The sequence below is a fragment of the Luteibacter sp. HA06 genome (assembly GCF_054061215.1).
On record NZ_JBSSDZ010000001.1, the window covers coordinates 1,686,839 to 1,701,907 of the forward strand.

Annotated in this window: 16 protein-coding genes and 1 tRNA gene; 7 read left to right on the forward strand and 10 right to left on the reverse strand. The window is 64.9% G+C overall.

What is annotated here, in order from left to right; all coding sequences use genetic code 11:
* Positions 1-8 precede the first annotated feature (8 nt).
* The 3 genes from phoR to ACVWWJ_RS07580 all read right to left on the reverse strand — a co-directional run bounded on the left by phoR (position 9) and on the right by ACVWWJ_RS07580 (position 3,723).
* Positions 9-1,286 (reverse strand): phosphate regulon sensor histidine kinase PhoR, encoded by a 1,278-nt coding sequence (gene phoR / locus ACVWWJ_RS07570; protein WP_456967289.1) that lies wholly within the window; start codon positions 1,284-1,286, stop codon positions 9-11.
* 34 nt (positions 1,287-1,320) lie between these two features.
* Positions 1,321-2,010 (reverse strand): phosphate regulon transcriptional regulator PhoB, encoded by a 690-nt coding sequence (phoB, locus tag ACVWWJ_RS07575; RefSeq protein WP_063570381.1) that lies wholly within the window; start codon positions 2,008-2,010, stop codon positions 1,321-1,323.
* 102 nt (positions 2,011-2,112) lie between these two features.
* A complete protein-coding gene (locus tag ACVWWJ_RS07580) occupies positions 2,113-3,723 on the reverse strand; it encodes a M48 family metalloprotease (RefSeq protein ID WP_456967290.1) in 1,611 nt (536 codons plus the stop codon).
* Positions 3,724-3,830: 107 nt separating this feature from the next.
* On the opposite strand from ACVWWJ_RS07580, the gene grxC reads away from it, so the two are divergent.
* From grxC to ACVWWJ_RS07595, 3 genes are all read left to right on the forward strand, one after another.
* Entirely contained in the window at positions 3,831-4,100 is a 270-nt protein-coding gene (gene grxC, locus ACVWWJ_RS07585; protein ID WP_456967291.1) for a glutaredoxin 3, read from the forward strand.
* Complete coding sequence (locus ACVWWJ_RS07590; RefSeq protein ID WP_456967292.1) at positions 4,100-4,489, forward strand: carboxymuconolactone decarboxylase family protein; 390 nt, start codon at positions 4,100-4,102, stop codon at positions 4,487-4,489. Before grxC ends, ACVWWJ_RS07590 begins: the two co-directional genes overlap by 1 nt.
* Before the next feature lie 138 nt (positions 4,490-4,627).
* The gene (locus ACVWWJ_RS07595; RefSeq protein WP_159890428.1) at positions 4,628-5,650 is read left to right on the forward strand and encodes an isocitrate dehydrogenase; all 1,023 of its coding nucleotides are present in this window, start codon (positions 4,628-4,630) and stop codon (positions 5,648-5,650) included.
* Positions 5,651-6,252: 602 nt separating this feature from the next.
* On the opposite strand, the gene ACVWWJ_RS07600 is transcribed toward ACVWWJ_RS07595, so the two are convergent.
* The 5 genes from ACVWWJ_RS07600 to ACVWWJ_RS07620 all read right to left on the reverse strand — a co-directional run bounded on the left by ACVWWJ_RS07600 (position 6,253) and on the right by ACVWWJ_RS07620 (position 10,741).
* A complete protein-coding gene (locus ACVWWJ_RS07600) occupies positions 6,253-7,209 on the reverse strand; it encodes an aspartyl/asparaginyl beta-hydroxylase domain-containing protein (RefSeq protein WP_159890430.1) in 957 nt (318 codons plus the stop codon).
* A 77-nt stretch (positions 7,210-7,286) separates the two neighbouring features.
* Positions 7,287-8,066, reverse strand: coding sequence for a bifunctional hydroxymethylpyrimidine kinase/phosphomethylpyrimidine kinase (thiD, locus tag ACVWWJ_RS07605; protein WP_456967293.1), 780 nt, complete (start codon positions 8,064-8,066; stop codon positions 7,287-7,289).
* Positions 8,067-8,211: 145 nt separating this feature from the next.
* Positions 8,212-9,600 carry a PhoH family protein gene (locus ACVWWJ_RS07610; RefSeq protein WP_159890434.1) on the reverse strand — a complete coding sequence of 463 codons (1,389 nt, stop codon included), beginning with the start codon at positions 9,598-9,600 and terminating at the stop codon, positions 8,212-8,214.
* Between the two features lie 81 nt (positions 9,601-9,681).
* A complete protein-coding gene (locus tag ACVWWJ_RS07615) occupies positions 9,682-10,143 on the reverse strand; it encodes a peroxiredoxin (RefSeq protein WP_456967294.1) in 462 nt (153 codons plus the stop codon).
* 22 nt (positions 10,144-10,165) lie between these two features.
* Positions 10,166-10,741 (reverse strand): glycine cleavage system protein R, encoded by a 576-nt coding sequence (locus ACVWWJ_RS07620; RefSeq protein WP_046967334.1) that lies wholly within the window; start codon positions 10,739-10,741, stop codon positions 10,166-10,168.
* Positions 10,742-10,906: 165 nt separating this feature from the next.
* Between ACVWWJ_RS07620 and dapA the strand changes: the two genes are divergently transcribed.
* Both dapA and ACVWWJ_RS07630 read left to right on the forward strand, forming a co-directional pair.
* The gene (dapA, locus tag ACVWWJ_RS07625; RefSeq protein ID WP_159890438.1) at positions 10,907-11,800 is read left to right on the forward strand and encodes a 4-hydroxy-tetrahydrodipicolinate synthase; all 894 of its coding nucleotides are present in this window, start codon (positions 10,907-10,909) and stop codon (positions 11,798-11,800) included.
* Between the two features lie 29 nt (positions 11,801-11,829).
* Entirely contained in the window at positions 11,830-12,426 is a 597-nt protein-coding gene (locus ACVWWJ_RS07630) for a hypothetical protein (RefSeq protein ID WP_159890440.1), read from the forward strand.
* A 214-nt stretch (positions 12,427-12,640) separates the two neighbouring features.
* Here the strand turns inward: ACVWWJ_RS07630 and fdxA are convergent, their stop codons facing one another.
* Both fdxA and ACVWWJ_RS07640 read right to left on the reverse strand, forming a co-directional pair.
* A complete protein-coding gene (fdxA, locus tag ACVWWJ_RS07635) occupies positions 12,641-12,964 on the reverse strand; it encodes a ferredoxin FdxA (RefSeq protein ID WP_456967295.1) in 324 nt (107 codons plus the stop codon).
* Between the two features lie 28 nt (positions 12,965-12,992).
* Positions 12,993-13,068: transfer RNA gene (locus tag ACVWWJ_RS07640), tRNA-Glu, on the reverse strand.
* Positions 13,069-13,212: 144 nt separating this feature from the next.
* On the opposite strand from ACVWWJ_RS07640, the gene pcnB reads away from it, so the two are divergent.
* The gene (gene pcnB, locus ACVWWJ_RS07645) at positions 13,213-14,580 is read left to right on the forward strand and encodes a polynucleotide adenylyltransferase PcnB (protein ID WP_456967296.1); all 1,368 of its coding nucleotides are present in this window, start codon (positions 13,213-13,215) and stop codon (positions 14,578-14,580) included.
* On the forward strand, positions 14,580-15,062 hold the full coding sequence (gene folK, locus ACVWWJ_RS07650) for a 2-amino-4-hydroxy-6-hydroxymethyldihydropteridine diphosphokinase (RefSeq protein WP_456969677.1): 483 nt from the start codon (positions 14,580-14,582) through the stop codon (positions 15,060-15,062). Before pcnB ends, folK begins: the two co-directional genes overlap by 1 nt.
* The last annotated feature ends 7 nt before the right edge of the window (positions 15,063-15,069 follow it).

Below are 15,069 nucleotides of genomic sequence, written 5' to 3' on the forward strand. Positions count from 1 at the left end.
GCCATCGATTACAGATGCAGGCCGGCCGCTTCCTGCAGCCGGGCGCCGTCGAGCAGGCGGTCGCTGCCGAAAACACAGGCGAAGGTCGAGCCCTTGCCCGGCTCGCTCTCGATGACGAGGCGGGCCTGGTGCAGGTTGAGAACATGCTTAACGATAGACAGGCCCAGGCCGGTGCCGCCGGAATCCCGCGAGCGGCTGGAGGACACGCGGTAGAAGCGTTCCGTCAGGCGCGCGATATGCGTGGCCGGAATACCAAAGCCGGAATCCTGCACGGAGAATCGTGCACCGCCTTCGGTTTCCGCCCAGCGGATGGCGATGCGACCACCGGTGGGCGTGTAGCGCACCGCGTTGCTCACCAGATTGGAGAAGGCGCTGTGGAGGTCCTTTGGTGAGCCGAGTACGTCGAACGGCGTGGCCATGTCGAGCGAGACGGTATGGCGGCCCTGGCTGAGTGCCTCGGCTTCCTTGCGCAGGCTGGCAAGCAACGGCGCCATCTGCACGTGCTCATCGGCGACGTGGTCCTGGGTTTCCAGTCGCGACAGGGTGAGGAGGTCTTCGACGATCTGGCCCATGCGCTTGGACTGCGCACGCATTTCGTCGAGGACGGGCGCCAGTTCGGGCACGTCCTCGGGGTCGAGCAGCTCCAGGTAGCCGTGGATCACCGTCAGCGGCGTGCGCAGCTCGTGCGAGACGTTGGCGACGAAGTCGCGACGAATCTGCTCCAGACGGGTGAGGTGGCTGGTGTCGCGCGCCAGCAGGAGCCGTTGCCGGCTTCCGAACGGAAGCAGGGTGGCGGTGACGTGGCGATTGGGATGCCCTGGGGCCGTCACGTCGTTGAGCGGTTCACGCGCGCCTTCGGCCAGCCATTCGGCCAACTCGGAGTTGCGCATCAGGTCGGCGAGGAGGCGGCCGCGATCGCGTGGCCGTTTCAGGCCGAGCAACTCCTCCGCCGCGTGATTGAACCAGCGGACGTGCAGCGAATGGTCCAGGAGGACCACGGCATCGGGAAGGGTCCCGGCCGCGCTGCGCAAATCACGCAGGCGGGAAGCGATACGACGGGTGCGAGTCATCAGACGGTCATACTCGGGGTGGGGCGTTGCGGACGATTGCAACATTGGCCCCGACTTGTGACGGAATGGCGACAGCAGTACGACGATTTCCGCCAGCGCGACGACCGTCACACCAGCCAGCACCGCACCCACGAGCGCGCCGACGACGCCGCCCGCGATAAGCAGGGCAGCGCACGTGGCAGGCAGTCGCCAGGAAGTAAGGGTGCGAGGTGGCATGGCGCCCAAGATAGCGCGGCTACCCCGCACTAGCCTAGGTGTTCGCGGAGAAGCGGTAACCCGCGCCGCGAACGGTCTGCACCATGTCGTCGAGCTTCCAGGGCTCCAGTGTCTTGCGCAGGCGGCGGATATGCACGTCGACCGTGCGTTCCTCCACGTACACGCTGCCACCCCAGACATGATCGAGCAGCTGGGCACGCGAGTACACGCGCTCAGGGTGCGTCATGAAGAAGAACAGGAGGCGGTATTCGGTCGGGCCGATGGGCACGGCCTCTTCGCCGGCGAACACGCGGTGGGCGGGTCCGTCAATGCGCAAACCGCCCAGTTCGACGATGCCGGAGCCGTCGTCGCCCTGGCTGCGGCGGAGCACAGCTTTGATACGGGCGATCAGCTCGCGGGTGGAGAAGGGCTTGATGACGTAGTCGTCGACCCCTGCTTCCAGCCCGTTCACCCGGTCCATCTCCTCGCCGCGGGCGGTGAGCATGATGATCGGGATTTCCCGGGAGAGCTCCTCGCGGCGCAGCCGGCGGGCGAGTTCGAGTCCGCTGGTGCCCGGGAGCATCCAGTCGAGCAGGATCAGGTCCGGGACACGCTCGGAGATGGCCATCTGTGCGGCGCGGGCGTCGGCGGCGTGAGCCGCGTCCATACCCGCCTTACGAAGCGCGAAAGCGACCATGTCGCGAATCGAAGCTTCGTCTTCCACGATGAGAATGCGTTTATGCACGCGTAAGGCCGCTCGTTGGCTATGACGGTCATATTGCAGCCACGTAGTGTTACACCGCAATGACAATTGTCACGAAAGTCCACCGGATCTTGCGACCGGCCGTTACTGGCTACGCCCGTCCGGGTTGTCATCCGTGGTCACGCGTTTCTTGCGTAACTCCAGCAGGAGCGGTGTGAGGTCGCTGATTCTGGCCTGGATACGGGAGCGCTGGTAGTAGTCCAGATCGTCACGTTTGAGCAGGCGGCGCAGCTGCTCCATGGCGTCGAAAGGGCGCCCCGCGAGGTATGCACTATCGGCATAAGCCTCCGCGGCGCGCACCGAATCGCCCGAGCGCTCGCTGGCGCGGGCGAAGGTGCGGAAGATTTCCGGGTCGTCGCTGTCGTCGAGCATGGGCTTGAGTAGCGTGGCCGCGACGCGGGATTCGTCGGTACGGCCGGTATCGGTCAGCGCCCGCGCATAGCCCAGGGTCACCGCGCCATTGCGTGGCGAGTTGGCGTGCAGGATCTTGTAGATGGCCATGGCGTCGCCGTGCCGGCCGGCCTCGACGTAGGCATCGGCCAGCGCAAGCCGCAGGACCACGCTGGAGGGCTGGCTGACCAGCAGGGGCTGGATCTGTGCCACCGCCTCCATGCCGCGACCACTGCGAATGAGAGCGATCGCGTAGCCATAGCGGTTGGCCGCGGTGTCGAACTCCTTGCGCTTGAGATTGGTCGCGTAGATGTCGGCGAGCTTGCGGGGATCGCCGGAGAGGACGCGGATGCGCTCGCGCATCAGGGCGTAGGTGTCGCCCGCGCTATCGGCAACGATCTTGCCCCTGTCCGGGGCAAGCTGGGTGTTGTCCTTTACGTAGAGCACGGGCGCCGTGCTCTTTTCCCAGGTGGCTTTGTCCAGCGTCGGCTGGCGGGGCTTGTTGGCGTTGCGCTCATTGATCACCCGCGCCCGCGACTTCGCGTCGCTGATGCGCTCCAGGGTCACCGGATGGGTGAGCAGGAGCGACGGCGCGGCCTCTTCATCCTCGCCGACGCGCAGGGTGTCCTGCATGCGGCCAAAGAATTCGGCCATCGCTTCGGGGTCATAGCCGGCGTTGGCCAGCGTCTGGATGCCTGTGCGGTCCGCCTCGATTTCGTCCTTACGGGTGAAGTTGATCTGCCGCTGCATGATCAGGCCCTGGCCGCCCATGAGGACCGCCGGAGCGGCATCACCGGCTCCGCCACCGGCGCCGGCGGCGATCGCGCCGAGCAGGACCAGGGCCATCAGCGGCGCGTTCTTCTTCGAGTCTTCGAAGGCGCGATACAGGTGGTTCTGGGTGATGTGGCCGATTTCGTGCGCGATGACGCCCGCCAGCTCGCTCTCGCTGGTGGTGATATCGATCAGGCCCGCGTTGACCCCGATATAGCCACCCGGGGCGGCGAAGGCGTTGATCTGGCTGTCGTTGACGATGAAGAACTGGAAGTGGTCCTTCGGCCGGTCGCTGGCTGCCACCAGCCGGAAGCCCAGGTCGTTGATGTACTGGTCGACCAGGGCATCGTCCACCGTCAGGTTGAGGGTGTGCATCTGGCGGAGCATCTGCGCGCCGTATTCGTTCGCCTCGCGCGGGCTGAGCAGCCCCGCCGCAGAGCTGCCCAGGTCGGGCAGACGCACGTTCTCCTGGGCGCCCACGGCGAACGTGGCGAGGGCGCTGGCGGCGAGCAGGGCAAGGCGGGGGAAGGGCATGCGCATAGGTCGGGGACGATACCATCACCAAACGAACAGGTGCCTTCCTTGCAAAATTCTCCCCGCGTCGCCATCTTTTGGCCATTCGTTTCCGGAGCATCCCCTCCATGTCTACCCCCGATATCACCATCTATTCGACTGCCGTCTGCCCGTACTGCGTCGCCGCCAAGAACCTGCTCAAGGCCAAGGGCCTGGCCTGGAACGAGGTCCGCATCGACATGGACCCCGCCCAGCGCGACCTCATGCTCGAAAAGAGCGGTGGCCGCCGCACCGTGCCGCAGATCTTCATCAACGGCACGCACGTGGGTGGGTTCGACGACCTTGCCGCGGCTGACCGCAGTGGCCGCCTGGCCGCAATCCTCGAGGCAGCACACTGATGGGCGATAGCCGCGTCGAAGAATTCACCGCGTTCCGTAAGCGGATGAACGAGCGCATCCTCGGTGAGGACAACCAGGTCGTCCGGCGTTTCTTCGCCCTGGACACCCAGACCTACCGTGCCGGCGCCCTGGACGTGAAGACCAAGGAGATGCTCGGTCTGGTGGCCTCCATGGTCCTGCGCTGCGACGACTGCATCAGCTACCACGTGGCGCAGTGCAAGGAAGCCGGGGTCAACCGCGATGAATTCTTCGAAGTCTTCAGCGTGGGCCTCGTGGTCGGTGGCTCCATCGTCATCCCCCACCTGCGCCGCGCGGTCGATTTCCTCGACTCGCTGGAAGGCGAGGCTGCGGGCGACGCGGAAGCCTGCGCGGACCACCCGGCGGCCTGATCGGCCGCCCTTGCCGCCCCGACCGGGGCGGCAACCTTGAAGGAAGAGGGCAGGATCGCCGATAATTAGGCGATTTTTCTCCCCGCGCGCGCCTTCGGCGCGTGTCATGCGACCCGCTTTCCTTCAGGAGTTACCCCCATGAGCAAGACGATTGCCGTGATCCCCGGCGACGGCATCGGCCCCGAGATCATGGACGCGACCATTCGCGTTCTCGACGCCCTCGACTGCGGTCTGAAATACGATTACGTCGACGCGGGCGTGGTTGCCCTCGAGAAGCATGGCGATCTCCTGCCGCAGCACACGATCGACAAGATCGCCGAGCACAAGGTCGCGCTGAAGGGTCCGCTGACCACGCCGATCGGTGGTGGCTTCACCTCGATCAACGTGACCCTGCGTCGCAAGTTCGACCTCTACTCCAACGTGCGTCCGGCGATCAGCTTCCCGGGCACCAAGGCACGTTACGAGAACATCGACATCATCACGGTGCGTGAAAACACCGAGGGTGCGTACCTGGCCGAAGGCCAGACCACCACGGGTGAGGGCGACAACGAAGTTGCCGTCTCGATGATCCGCAATACCCGCCCGGGCATGCAGCGCATCTGCAAGTACGCCTTCGAGATGGCCCGCAAGAAGGGTCGCAAGAAGGTCACGGCGGTGCACAAGGCCAACATCATGAAGACCTCGTCGGGCCTGTTCCTGACGGTGGCACGCGAAGTGGCCAAGGACTATCCGGACATCGAGTTCGGCGAGATGATCGTCGACAACGCCTGCATGCAGCTGGTGATGAATCCGTACCAGTTCGACGTGATCGTCACGACCAACCTGTTCGGCGACATCCTCTCCGACCTCTGCGCCGGTCTCGTCGGTGGCCTGGGCCTGGCCCCGGGTGCCAACATCGGCAAAGACGCCGCGATCTTCGAAGCCGTCCACGGTTCCGCGCCGGATATCGCCGGCCAGAAGAAGGCTAACCCGTGCGCACTGCTGCTCGCCGCCGCGGACATGCTCGACCACCTCGACATGGTCGCCAAGGCCACGCGCCTGCGCGCTGCCATCCGCGACGTGATGGAAGCCCGCGACCGCACCACCCCGGACGTCGGCGGCACCGGCACCACGGACACCTTCGGCGACGCGATCGTCGAGCGGATCCGCGCTACGGCGTAAGTCGTTCGCTGAGTGGTGACGAGACCCTGCAGAAATGCGGGGTCTTTTTTTTGGCTCGCTGTGGAACCTGGCGTACGGCTTGCCTTCGGCCTCTCTGGCTCGGCTTTGCCGTCGCTTTCTACACTTGGGCGTTTCGCGGGGGAGACCTTGGTGCCCACCCTCGCTGCTCAGACAGTCCTCCGCGTTCGAAAAGGAAGGCCGCTCCGCGGCTCATGTACTTATTGGCCTACGGCCGCTCCACTTGTCCGGAACTCGCATCGAGGGTGGACACCAAGGTCTCTCACGACGATACGGTCAGTGGGAAGGAGAGCCAACAGCCGAAGCGGCGTTGCTTCGTCAGCTCGACTCTCACGAACCTCAGGGTTCGGGAGAGTCTTCGGTGCCCACCCTCGAGGCGAGTTCCCGACAAGTGGAGCGGCCGTAGGCCAGATGGATACATGGGCCGCGCAGCGGCCTTTCCGATACGAAACGCGAAGGGGTGTCTGAGCAGCGAGGGTGGGCACCGAAGGCTCTGCGCCGCCCGTCCAAGCGCCCGAAGGCTCTGCGCCGCCCGCCCGCGCCCGTCGCGACGTGAGCAGGCCTTCTTTAACCGCTTCACGGCATCAGTGGTTGCCGCGGAAGAACGGGTACGGGGCGAGGAAAATCAGCCAGATCATCAGCACGATGCCGATGTACTTGATGACGCGGAACAGCTTCGGGTTCGCTTTCTTGAACTTGCGCGTACGATCGCGGCCGCGGTTGTTCATGGCGAACATGCGATTGACGAAGCCGACCTGCTCGGTGCTTTCGTCGTCATTCGGCGAAGCCGTGATCGAGCCCATGAAGGCGCCGACACGCTTGTTGATGCCGGTCATCAGGCGGCTCTTCAGTGGACGCTCGACGTCGGCGAAGAGGATCACGCGCGTCTGGTCGGTGCGGTTCTCCGCCCAGTGCACGTAGGTCTCGTCGAAGACAACGTCCTTACCGTCCCGCCAGGCGTGCATTTCGCCGTCGACGAAGATGCGGCAGTCGTCGGAGTTCGGCGTGATCAGGCCAAGGTGATAGCGCAGCGAACCGGCAAACGGATCACGGTGCGGGTTGAGCTTGCTGCCCGGCGGAAGCAGGGCAAACATGGCGGCCTTGACGCTCGGAATGGCATTGAGCAGCTTCACCGTCTCCGGGCAGAGCGCCTCGGCCGATGCAAGCGGCTCGCCGTACCATTTCAGGTAGAAGCGCTTCCAGCCCTGCTTGAAGAACGAATTGAAGCTGGCGTCGCTGTGCTTTTCGGCGGAGCGGATGAAGCCCTCGTCGAACAGGTGCATGGCTTCCTCGCGGATCTTTTCCCAGTTGCCCTGGAGCAGGTCGAGCTGGGGAAAGCCGCTGCGATCGAGAATCGGCCGCGCTGGCACGGCGGAGAACGCGTACATCAGCAGGTTGTACGGCGCGAAGATGGCCGAATGGTCGACCAGCTGGCGATCGAAGCGCAGGCGGGAGCGCCCACGCAGGTGCACCAGCAACACGCACAGCGTGAACAGGATCAGCACGTACAGGACGATGAAGCGGGGCCCGAGGAAATTCATGCGGTTGGACTCGACCAGGACAAGCGATACGTAGGGCCGGACGCGGCCTGTATCAACGCGCCTAGGATACTCCGGCCTCAGTGGCCGAGCACGTAAACCCGGCCCTTGCCCGGTCGCCAGGCGCGCTGGAAGGTCTTGTTTACCCACGAGATCGCTTCGCGGACAGCCACCTGTGGCGATTTGCCCCGCGCCAGCCCCGCCGCGACCGCCGAAGCCAGCGTGCAGCCGCTCCCATGGCCTTCGATAGGCAGGCGAGGGTGACGGACCTCGATGACACCGCTGGCGTCGTAAAAACGATCGATCACCTCGCGGCCCTTGCCGTGGCCGCCTTTGAGGAGCACGCCGCGTGGGCCAAGGGCAAGGAGGTCAGCCCCTACACTGTCCATATCGCGTCCCAGTGGTCGACCCAGCAAGGCTTCGGCTTCGGGCAGGTTGGGCGTGAGTACGTCGGCCAGGGGGATCAAGCGCTTCACCATCGCGTCTAGCGCATCGTCGTCGAGCAGGCGGGCGCCGCTCGTGGCGATCATCACCGGATCCACCACGAGCCACGCAGGCTTGCGCTGGCGCATCTCCTTTGCGACGAGTCGTGTCACCGCAGCGCTTCCAAGCATTCCGGTCTTCACGGCCGCGATCGGAAAGTCATCGAACACTGCCTCGATCTGGCTGCGGATGTGGGCAAGAGGCAACGTATGAACCGCCGTCACCCCGCGCGTATTCTGTGACGTTACCGCTGTGATCGCGGTGAGCCCATGCGTGCCGCGCGCGTGGAAAGTCTTCAGGTCAGCCTGGATGCCTGCGCCGCCGCCTGAGTCCGAGCCGGCGATGGTCAGGGTGTTGGCTTTGGCTTTGACGGTCATGGTGAAAGGATAGCTGCAAGGCAAGAGCATTCGCCGCTGAAGCGGCTCCCACAATAAAGACATGAGCTCGCGCAGCGGGTTATCCGATAAAGAAGAAAGCGCGGGCATCGCTGCCCGCGCCTTTGTCTGCTGCCCTTGCTGGTGCTTACAACGCTTCGGACGCGAAATCGGCCAGCCTCGACCGTTCGCCACGCTTGAGGGTGATGTGTCCCGAGTGCGCCCACATCTTGAAGCGGTCCACCGCGTAGGTGAGGCCCGATGTGGTTTCCGTAAGGTAGGGCGTGTCGATCTGCTCGACGTTGCCCAGGCAGACGATCTTCGTGCCCGGACCGGCGCGCGTGATCAGGGTCTTCATCTGCTTCGGGGTGAGGTTCTGGGCCTCGTCGATGATCAGGTAACGGCTGAGGAAGGTGCGGCCGCGCATGAAGTTCAGCGAGCGGATCTTCACGCGCGAAGCGAGCAGGTCGTTGGTGGCCTGGCGCCCCCACGATCCGCCTTCTTCCGGATTGGCGAGCACTTCGAGGTTATCGGTCAGCGCACCCATCCACGGTGTCATCTTCTCTTCCTCGGTGCCGGGCAGGAAGCCGATGTCTTCGCCGACCGAGACCGTGGCGCGGGTCATGATGATCTCGCGGTACCGCTGCTGGTCCATGACCTGGGCCAGGCCTGCGGCAAGGGCGAGCAGGGTCTTGCCGGTGCCGGCCGTGCCCATCAGGGTGACGAAATCGACATCCGGATCCATCAACAGATTCATCGCGAAGTTCTGCTCGCGGTTACGTGCCGCGATGCCCCACACGCCGTGCGCCGCGTGCGTGTGATCGTCGAGTAGTACGAGCTTGGCCTTGCGGTTCTCCTCATCACCGCGGATTTCAAGCACGCGTAGCTCGACATCGTTCTCGCCGGGCATGTACAGGCATTCGTTGGCGTACCAGTTCTCGTCCTCGCGCATGTCCACTTCGTAGAACGTGCGGCCACGCTCGTTCCACGAACGCAGTTCCGGATGCCGTGTCCAGAAGTCTTCCGGCAACCCGTCCGAGCCGGTAAAGAGCAGGGCGAAATCATCGAGCGCACGATCGTTCTCGTAGTCTTCGGCGGTGATGCCGTAGATCGAGGCCTTGATGCGGAGGTTGATGTCCTTGGAGACCAGGATGACCGGCCGGTCCGGGTACTGGTCACGCAGGTCGATGACCGCGGCCAGGATCTGGTTGTCGGCTTTGCCGTTGCCGTGGCCCGTGCGCTGCTGGAAGAACAGCCGGCCCACGGCACCGCGCTTGAGCTTGATGCCCTGCGGGTTGAGCAGCTCCACGCCGTTGCGGATGCCTTCGCCGCCGCCGCGTTCAATCAGTTCATTAAGGAAACGGCTTACCTGACGGCCGTTGCGCGAAACTTCCGAGCCGCCTTTCTTCTTGTCGTCCAGTTCCTCCAGCACCGTCATTGGTATGAAGACGTCGTGCTCCTCGAAGCGGAACAGTGACGTCGGATCGTGCAGCAGCACGTTGGTGTCGAGGGCGTAGATGCGCTTGCTTCCGGTCATACGGAAGTGACCTCTTGCAGAGGTTGCAAAACCGGCCGCACGGCGACGGCCGGGGGGAGGAGCCGCATGACGCGGTATCCGTCACGCGGTGGGAACACTCTCGAGAACGGCTTGCGCGTGGCCGGGGATCTTGATCCCGCGCCATTCCGCGGCAAGCTTGCCGTTGGGGTCGATCAGGAACGTACTACGGACCACGCCAAGATAGCGCTTGCCGTAGAGCACTTTCTCGTGGATGACGTCGAAGGCCTTGCACCAGGCTTCGTCGGCGTCGGAGACGAGAGGGAAGGGGAGTTCGTACTTGGTGGCGAAGTTGGCGTGCGATCGCACGGAGTCGCGGGAGACGCCGATGACTTCGGCATTGCGAGCCCGGAATTCGGCGTAAAGATCGCGGAAGTCCTTCGCCTCGTTGGTGCAGCCCGGCGTGTTGTCCTTCGGGTAGAAGAAAACCACGACCCACTTGCCGTGGAGAGAGGCCAGGGACAGGCTCGTGCCATCGCCAAGCGCGCCTTCGAGTTTCGGTAGCTTCTTGCCCTTGCCGATCATGCGTAGGTCTGTCTTCCCTTGGTCAGAACTTCACGGGGTCCATGATGGCATCGAGATTGAGGCCATCGCACAACTCGAGGAAATCGTCGCGCAGCGCGGCGATATGCGTTTCCGACGGAATGCCGATGGTGATCTGCGCCTGGAACATCTCGGCGCCGGTCTGCATGGCCTGGTAACGCATGGACGTGAGCTGCTCCACGCTGATATCGCGGCGTGAGAAGAACTCGATGATCTTGACCAGGATGCCCGGCCGGTCGGCGGCAATCACCTCGACCAGGTAAGGCAGCAGGTGTGAGGTAGGCTCGCGCGGGGTAGTGCGGTAATGGACGATCTGCAGTTCTTCGTCGCGGGCCAGCTTGCCGAGCGCTGTTTCCAGCTTGGCCACGGCATCCCAGGCGCCGGAAGCGAGCAGCATCACCGAGGTGTCGTTGCCGATCGTGGAGACGCGGGCGTCGGCCATGTTGCAGCCGGAATCGGCGATGCGCTTGGCCAACGCGAGGATCGGCGCGCGGTGCGCCGGCGACAGCGTCGAGATGAGGAGCTGGTTATCGGCGGTGGTGCTGCGTACTGCGGAACGATTCAAGGCTCGACTACCGATGGCGCGACCCGCGGGGCGCAGGGCGTCGCTACGGGCCCGAGCTTACTTGGCCGCGTCGCAAGCTAGCAAGACACTCCGCATGGAATGATGGATATGCACCCCGAATGGACTCGCCGCAGGTGCCCCGGTAACATGCGAACGGCTGGTAACTCAACGGGTTTCACCTTGGACATCTCCGGAAGCATCACCGCGCTGGCGACGCCGTTCGCCGCCGACGGCTCCCTCGATCTAGACGCGTTCGGCCGACTGCTCGACCAGCAGATCGCCGGTGGCACCCAGGCCGTCGTGGTCGCCGGGTCGACGGGCGAGTCCCATTTCCTCGAGCACGACGAATTCGAGCGCCTGCTCGCCTTCGCCGTCAAACACGTCAACCACCGCATTCCTGTCATCGCCGGCACGGGCGAGGCCGGTACCGCCAAGACGATCGCGACCACGCGCCGGGCCAAGGCCCTTGGCGCGGATGTGGCGCTGGTCGTGGCACCGTTCTACGTCCGCCCGACCCAGGAAGGCATGCGCCAGCATTTCCTTGCCGTGGCGGACCAGGGCGGTCTGCCGGTCATCCTCTATAACGTGCCTCCCCGTACCGGCTGCGACATCGCGCCAGAGACCGTGGCGGTGCTGCGTGATCATCCGGGCATCATCGGCATCAAGGAAGCCGTGGGCGATGCCGGGCGCATTCGTGCCCTGGCGGAACTTATTCGTCCGGATTTCGTCTACCTCAGCGGCGACGACGGCTCGGCCCACCAGGCCATGCTGGCGGGCGCTGCCGGAACCATTTCGGTCGTGGCCAATCTCGTGCCCGACGCCTTCCGCGCCTTCTGCGACGCCGCCCGTTCGGGCGACCCGGAGCGGGCTGCGAGGGAATCGGCACGGCTGGCCCCGCTGATCGACGCGCTTAACTGCGCGCCGAACCCCATCCCGGTCAAGGCCGGTCTGGCTGCCCTGGGGCTTGGTTCGGCCGCTCCACGGCTGCCCCTGGTCGAGCTGGAAGCGGGCCCGGCGCTGGACAGGGTGCGCGAAACGCTCGCCGCTCTGGCACCATTGTCGTCCGCTGCCTGAAGCAACCTTATTCAACGGAACCCGAGTTCATGAAGAAAACCTCGTACGCGCTGGTCGTCCCGGCATTGATTCTTTCCGCCCTGCTGGTGTCCGGTTGCGGTGCGTTCCGCTCGAAGAAGGACTGGGATCGGGCCCAGCAGGAAGCCCCGCTGGAGATTCCGCCGGGCCTGGATACGCCGTCGACGAGCGCCGCCCTGGTCATTCCTGAGGTTGGTTCGGGCGCCGCGGCCGCCAACGCCGCCGCCACCAATGCCGCGCCCGTCTCGGATGGCTTCATCCTGGCCGATGACGTCGAGACCGCCTACAAGCGCATCGGCGAGCAGCTGGCGCAGGGCGACCTGGGCAGTGTGCTGTCCCACGACGATACCAATCACACCTACCAGATCGCCGCGAAGCCGGGCCGTCCGGAAGCTCGCCCGGGCCTGTTCCGCCGGATGTTCGGTGGTGGCAAGGACGGCAACACGCAGGACGCCAAGGACGCTCCGGCTTCCGCCCAGGGCGCTTCCCATTCGGTCGTGCTGACGGTCAACCCGAGCGGCACCGGCAGTGAAGTCCGTGCGCAGGGTGACGCCGACGGCGTCCGTCGCGTGGTCGACGCGCTGAAGTCGCGGATGGGCAGCAAGTAAGCTCGCTTCCCGCCGTACGAAAAACGCCGCCCTCGAGGCGGCGTTTTTTTTTGCGCTCGGTATGGAGTGCCATGCTCTGTGTGGGAGCCGGCTATGCCGGCGATGGGGTTGCCGCGAACTGGATATCGCCGCTGAAGCGGCTCCCACAAAGAGCGGTCCCTACAACGCAAAACCGGCCTCGATGGGCCGGTTTCCTGCGAAGCGAGGGGCTGCCTCAGCGCTCGAGCAGGTCGATCTTGTCCGGCTTGCCTTCCCATTCCTTGGCGTCAGGGAGGCCGTCCTTGCGTTCGGTGATCACCGGCCAGGCCTTGGCGAGTTCGGCATTGAGCGCGACGAACACCTCCTGGCCCGCGGGGACGTCGTCCTCGGGGTAGATGGCGTTGATCGGGCATTCCGGCTCGCACAGGGTGCAGTCGATGCACTCGTCCGGATTGATCACCAGGAAGTTAGGACCCTGGTGGAACGCATCCACCGGGCAAACTTCGACGCAGTCCGTGTACTTGCACTTGATGCAGTTGTCGGTAACGACAAAGGTCATGCGAAGAATAGGCGCCGAAAGAGGAAAGTGGTGCTCCCTACGAGGTTCGAACTCGTGTTCCCGCCTTGAGAGGGCAGTGTCCTAGACCACTAGACGAAGGGAGCAGGTCGTACGTGGGGTACGAAGCGCGCTAGTATAGCGAAATCCCGGAGCCGGGCAACGGTTTTTTGCATGCTCGTCGACCGGGGCCGAATTCGTTACATTTCCCACTTGAAGGGCGCATACGCACCCGCCAGGACCACGACCGCTTGAATCCCGAAACCAGGAATGAGGTTGCGCCGACGCTCCGCGTCATCCCGCGCGAACAGCACTCCATTTCCCGCAAGAACATCAGCAAGGCCGCGCTGCGCGTCCTCTACCGTCTGCACGACGCGGGGTTCGCGGCCTACCTGGTCGGCGGTGCCGTGCGCGATCTCCTGCTCGGCGGGCACCCCAAGGACTTCGACGTGGCGACCAACGCCACCCCGGACGAGGTGAAGGGGCTGTTCCGGAATTGCCGCCTTATCGGCCGGCGGTTCCGGCTGGCCCATGTCGTCTTCGGGCCCGAGATCATCGAGGTGGCCACCTTCCGTGGTACCGGCGAGGATGGAACGGGCGGCGAGGGCGATCGCCACATCGTCGACGGCCGGATCGTCCGGGACAATATCTGGGGCACGATCGAGGAAGACGCTGTCCGCCGCGACTTCCGCGTCAACGCGCTCTATTACGATATCTCCGACTTCAGCGTGCGCGATTACGTCGGCGGCATGCAGGATCTCCAGGATAAGACGATGCGTCTTATCGGCGATCCCGACCTGCGCTATCGCGAAGATCCGGTGCGCATGCTTCGTGCGGCCCGGCTCGCCGCCAAACTGGGTTTCACCATCGACAGGGAAGCCCTGGCGCCGTTCGCGTCGCTGGGCCACCTGCTGGGTGAAGCCGCGCCGGCTCGCTTGTTCGACGAATCGCTGAAGCTCTTCCTTGCCGGCCACGGCCTCAAGAGCTTCAAGATGCTCGAAGCCTGCGGCCTGCTCAAGTTCCTCTTTCCTGCCACGGCCCGTGCCCTCGAGCGCGGCGATCAGGCGCTACGTGCGCTGGTCGAGCAGGGCCTGTCCAACACGGATGCGCGGATCGCCGAGGGTAAGTCGGTCACGCCGGCCTTCCTCTACGCCGTGCTCTTGTGGGGTGAGGTGCGCGACCAGGCTCACGGCTGGATCGCCCAGGGCTTCGACGACAACGAAGCCTGGCAACGCGCCGCCGTCCACGTGGTGGGCGAACAGTGCCAGCGCGTCGCCATTCCGCGCCGATTTACCTTCACGATGGAAGAAATCTGGTCGCTGCAGCCGCGTTTCGAACAGATCCATCGCAAGCGTGTTTTCCGCCTGATGTCGCACCCGCGTTTCCGTGCGGCGTTCGACTTCCTGCTCCTGCGCGCCCATGAATCCGAGCGCATGCGCGAGTTGGGTGAATGGTGGGCTCATGCCCAGCAGCTTCCACCGGAAATGCTCGCCGCCGCACTCGGTGGTGGTGGTGTTCCTGTCCACGAAGCCACCGTCGCATCGACGGCACCGGCGCGTAAGCGTCGTCGCCGGCGTAAGCCGGGTGGTCGTGGCAAGGGCGATTCGGGCGGCGCGTGATCGTTCGCGCGCTGATCGGACTGGGCGGCAATCTTGGCGCGGTGGGTGAGCGGCTCGATGCCGCGATAACCTCGCTGGATGCGCTGCCCGGCATAGCCGTCGTGGCGCGATCGCGGTTCTACCGCACGCCGCCCTGGGGTAACGTCGAGCAGCCGGACTTCGTCAACGCAGCCATCGCCGTCGACACGAGCCTGCCGGCGATCGAACTCCTCGATGCCTTGCTCGCCACCGAGCGCGCCTTCGGCCGTGTGCGCGACGGTGAGCGATGGGGGCCCCGAACACTGGACCTCGATCTGCTCGCCTATGGTGACGAGGTGATCGACGACGACCGCCTGACCGTGCCGCATCCGCGAATCGCCGAGCGGGCGTTCGTGCTGTTGCCTCTGGCTGACATTGCCGGCGACGTGGCGCTTCCCGGGGTGGGGCGCGTCAGCGCGCTGCTCGGGGCGATCGACACGAGCGGATGCACACTGCTTTCCTGAGCCTCGG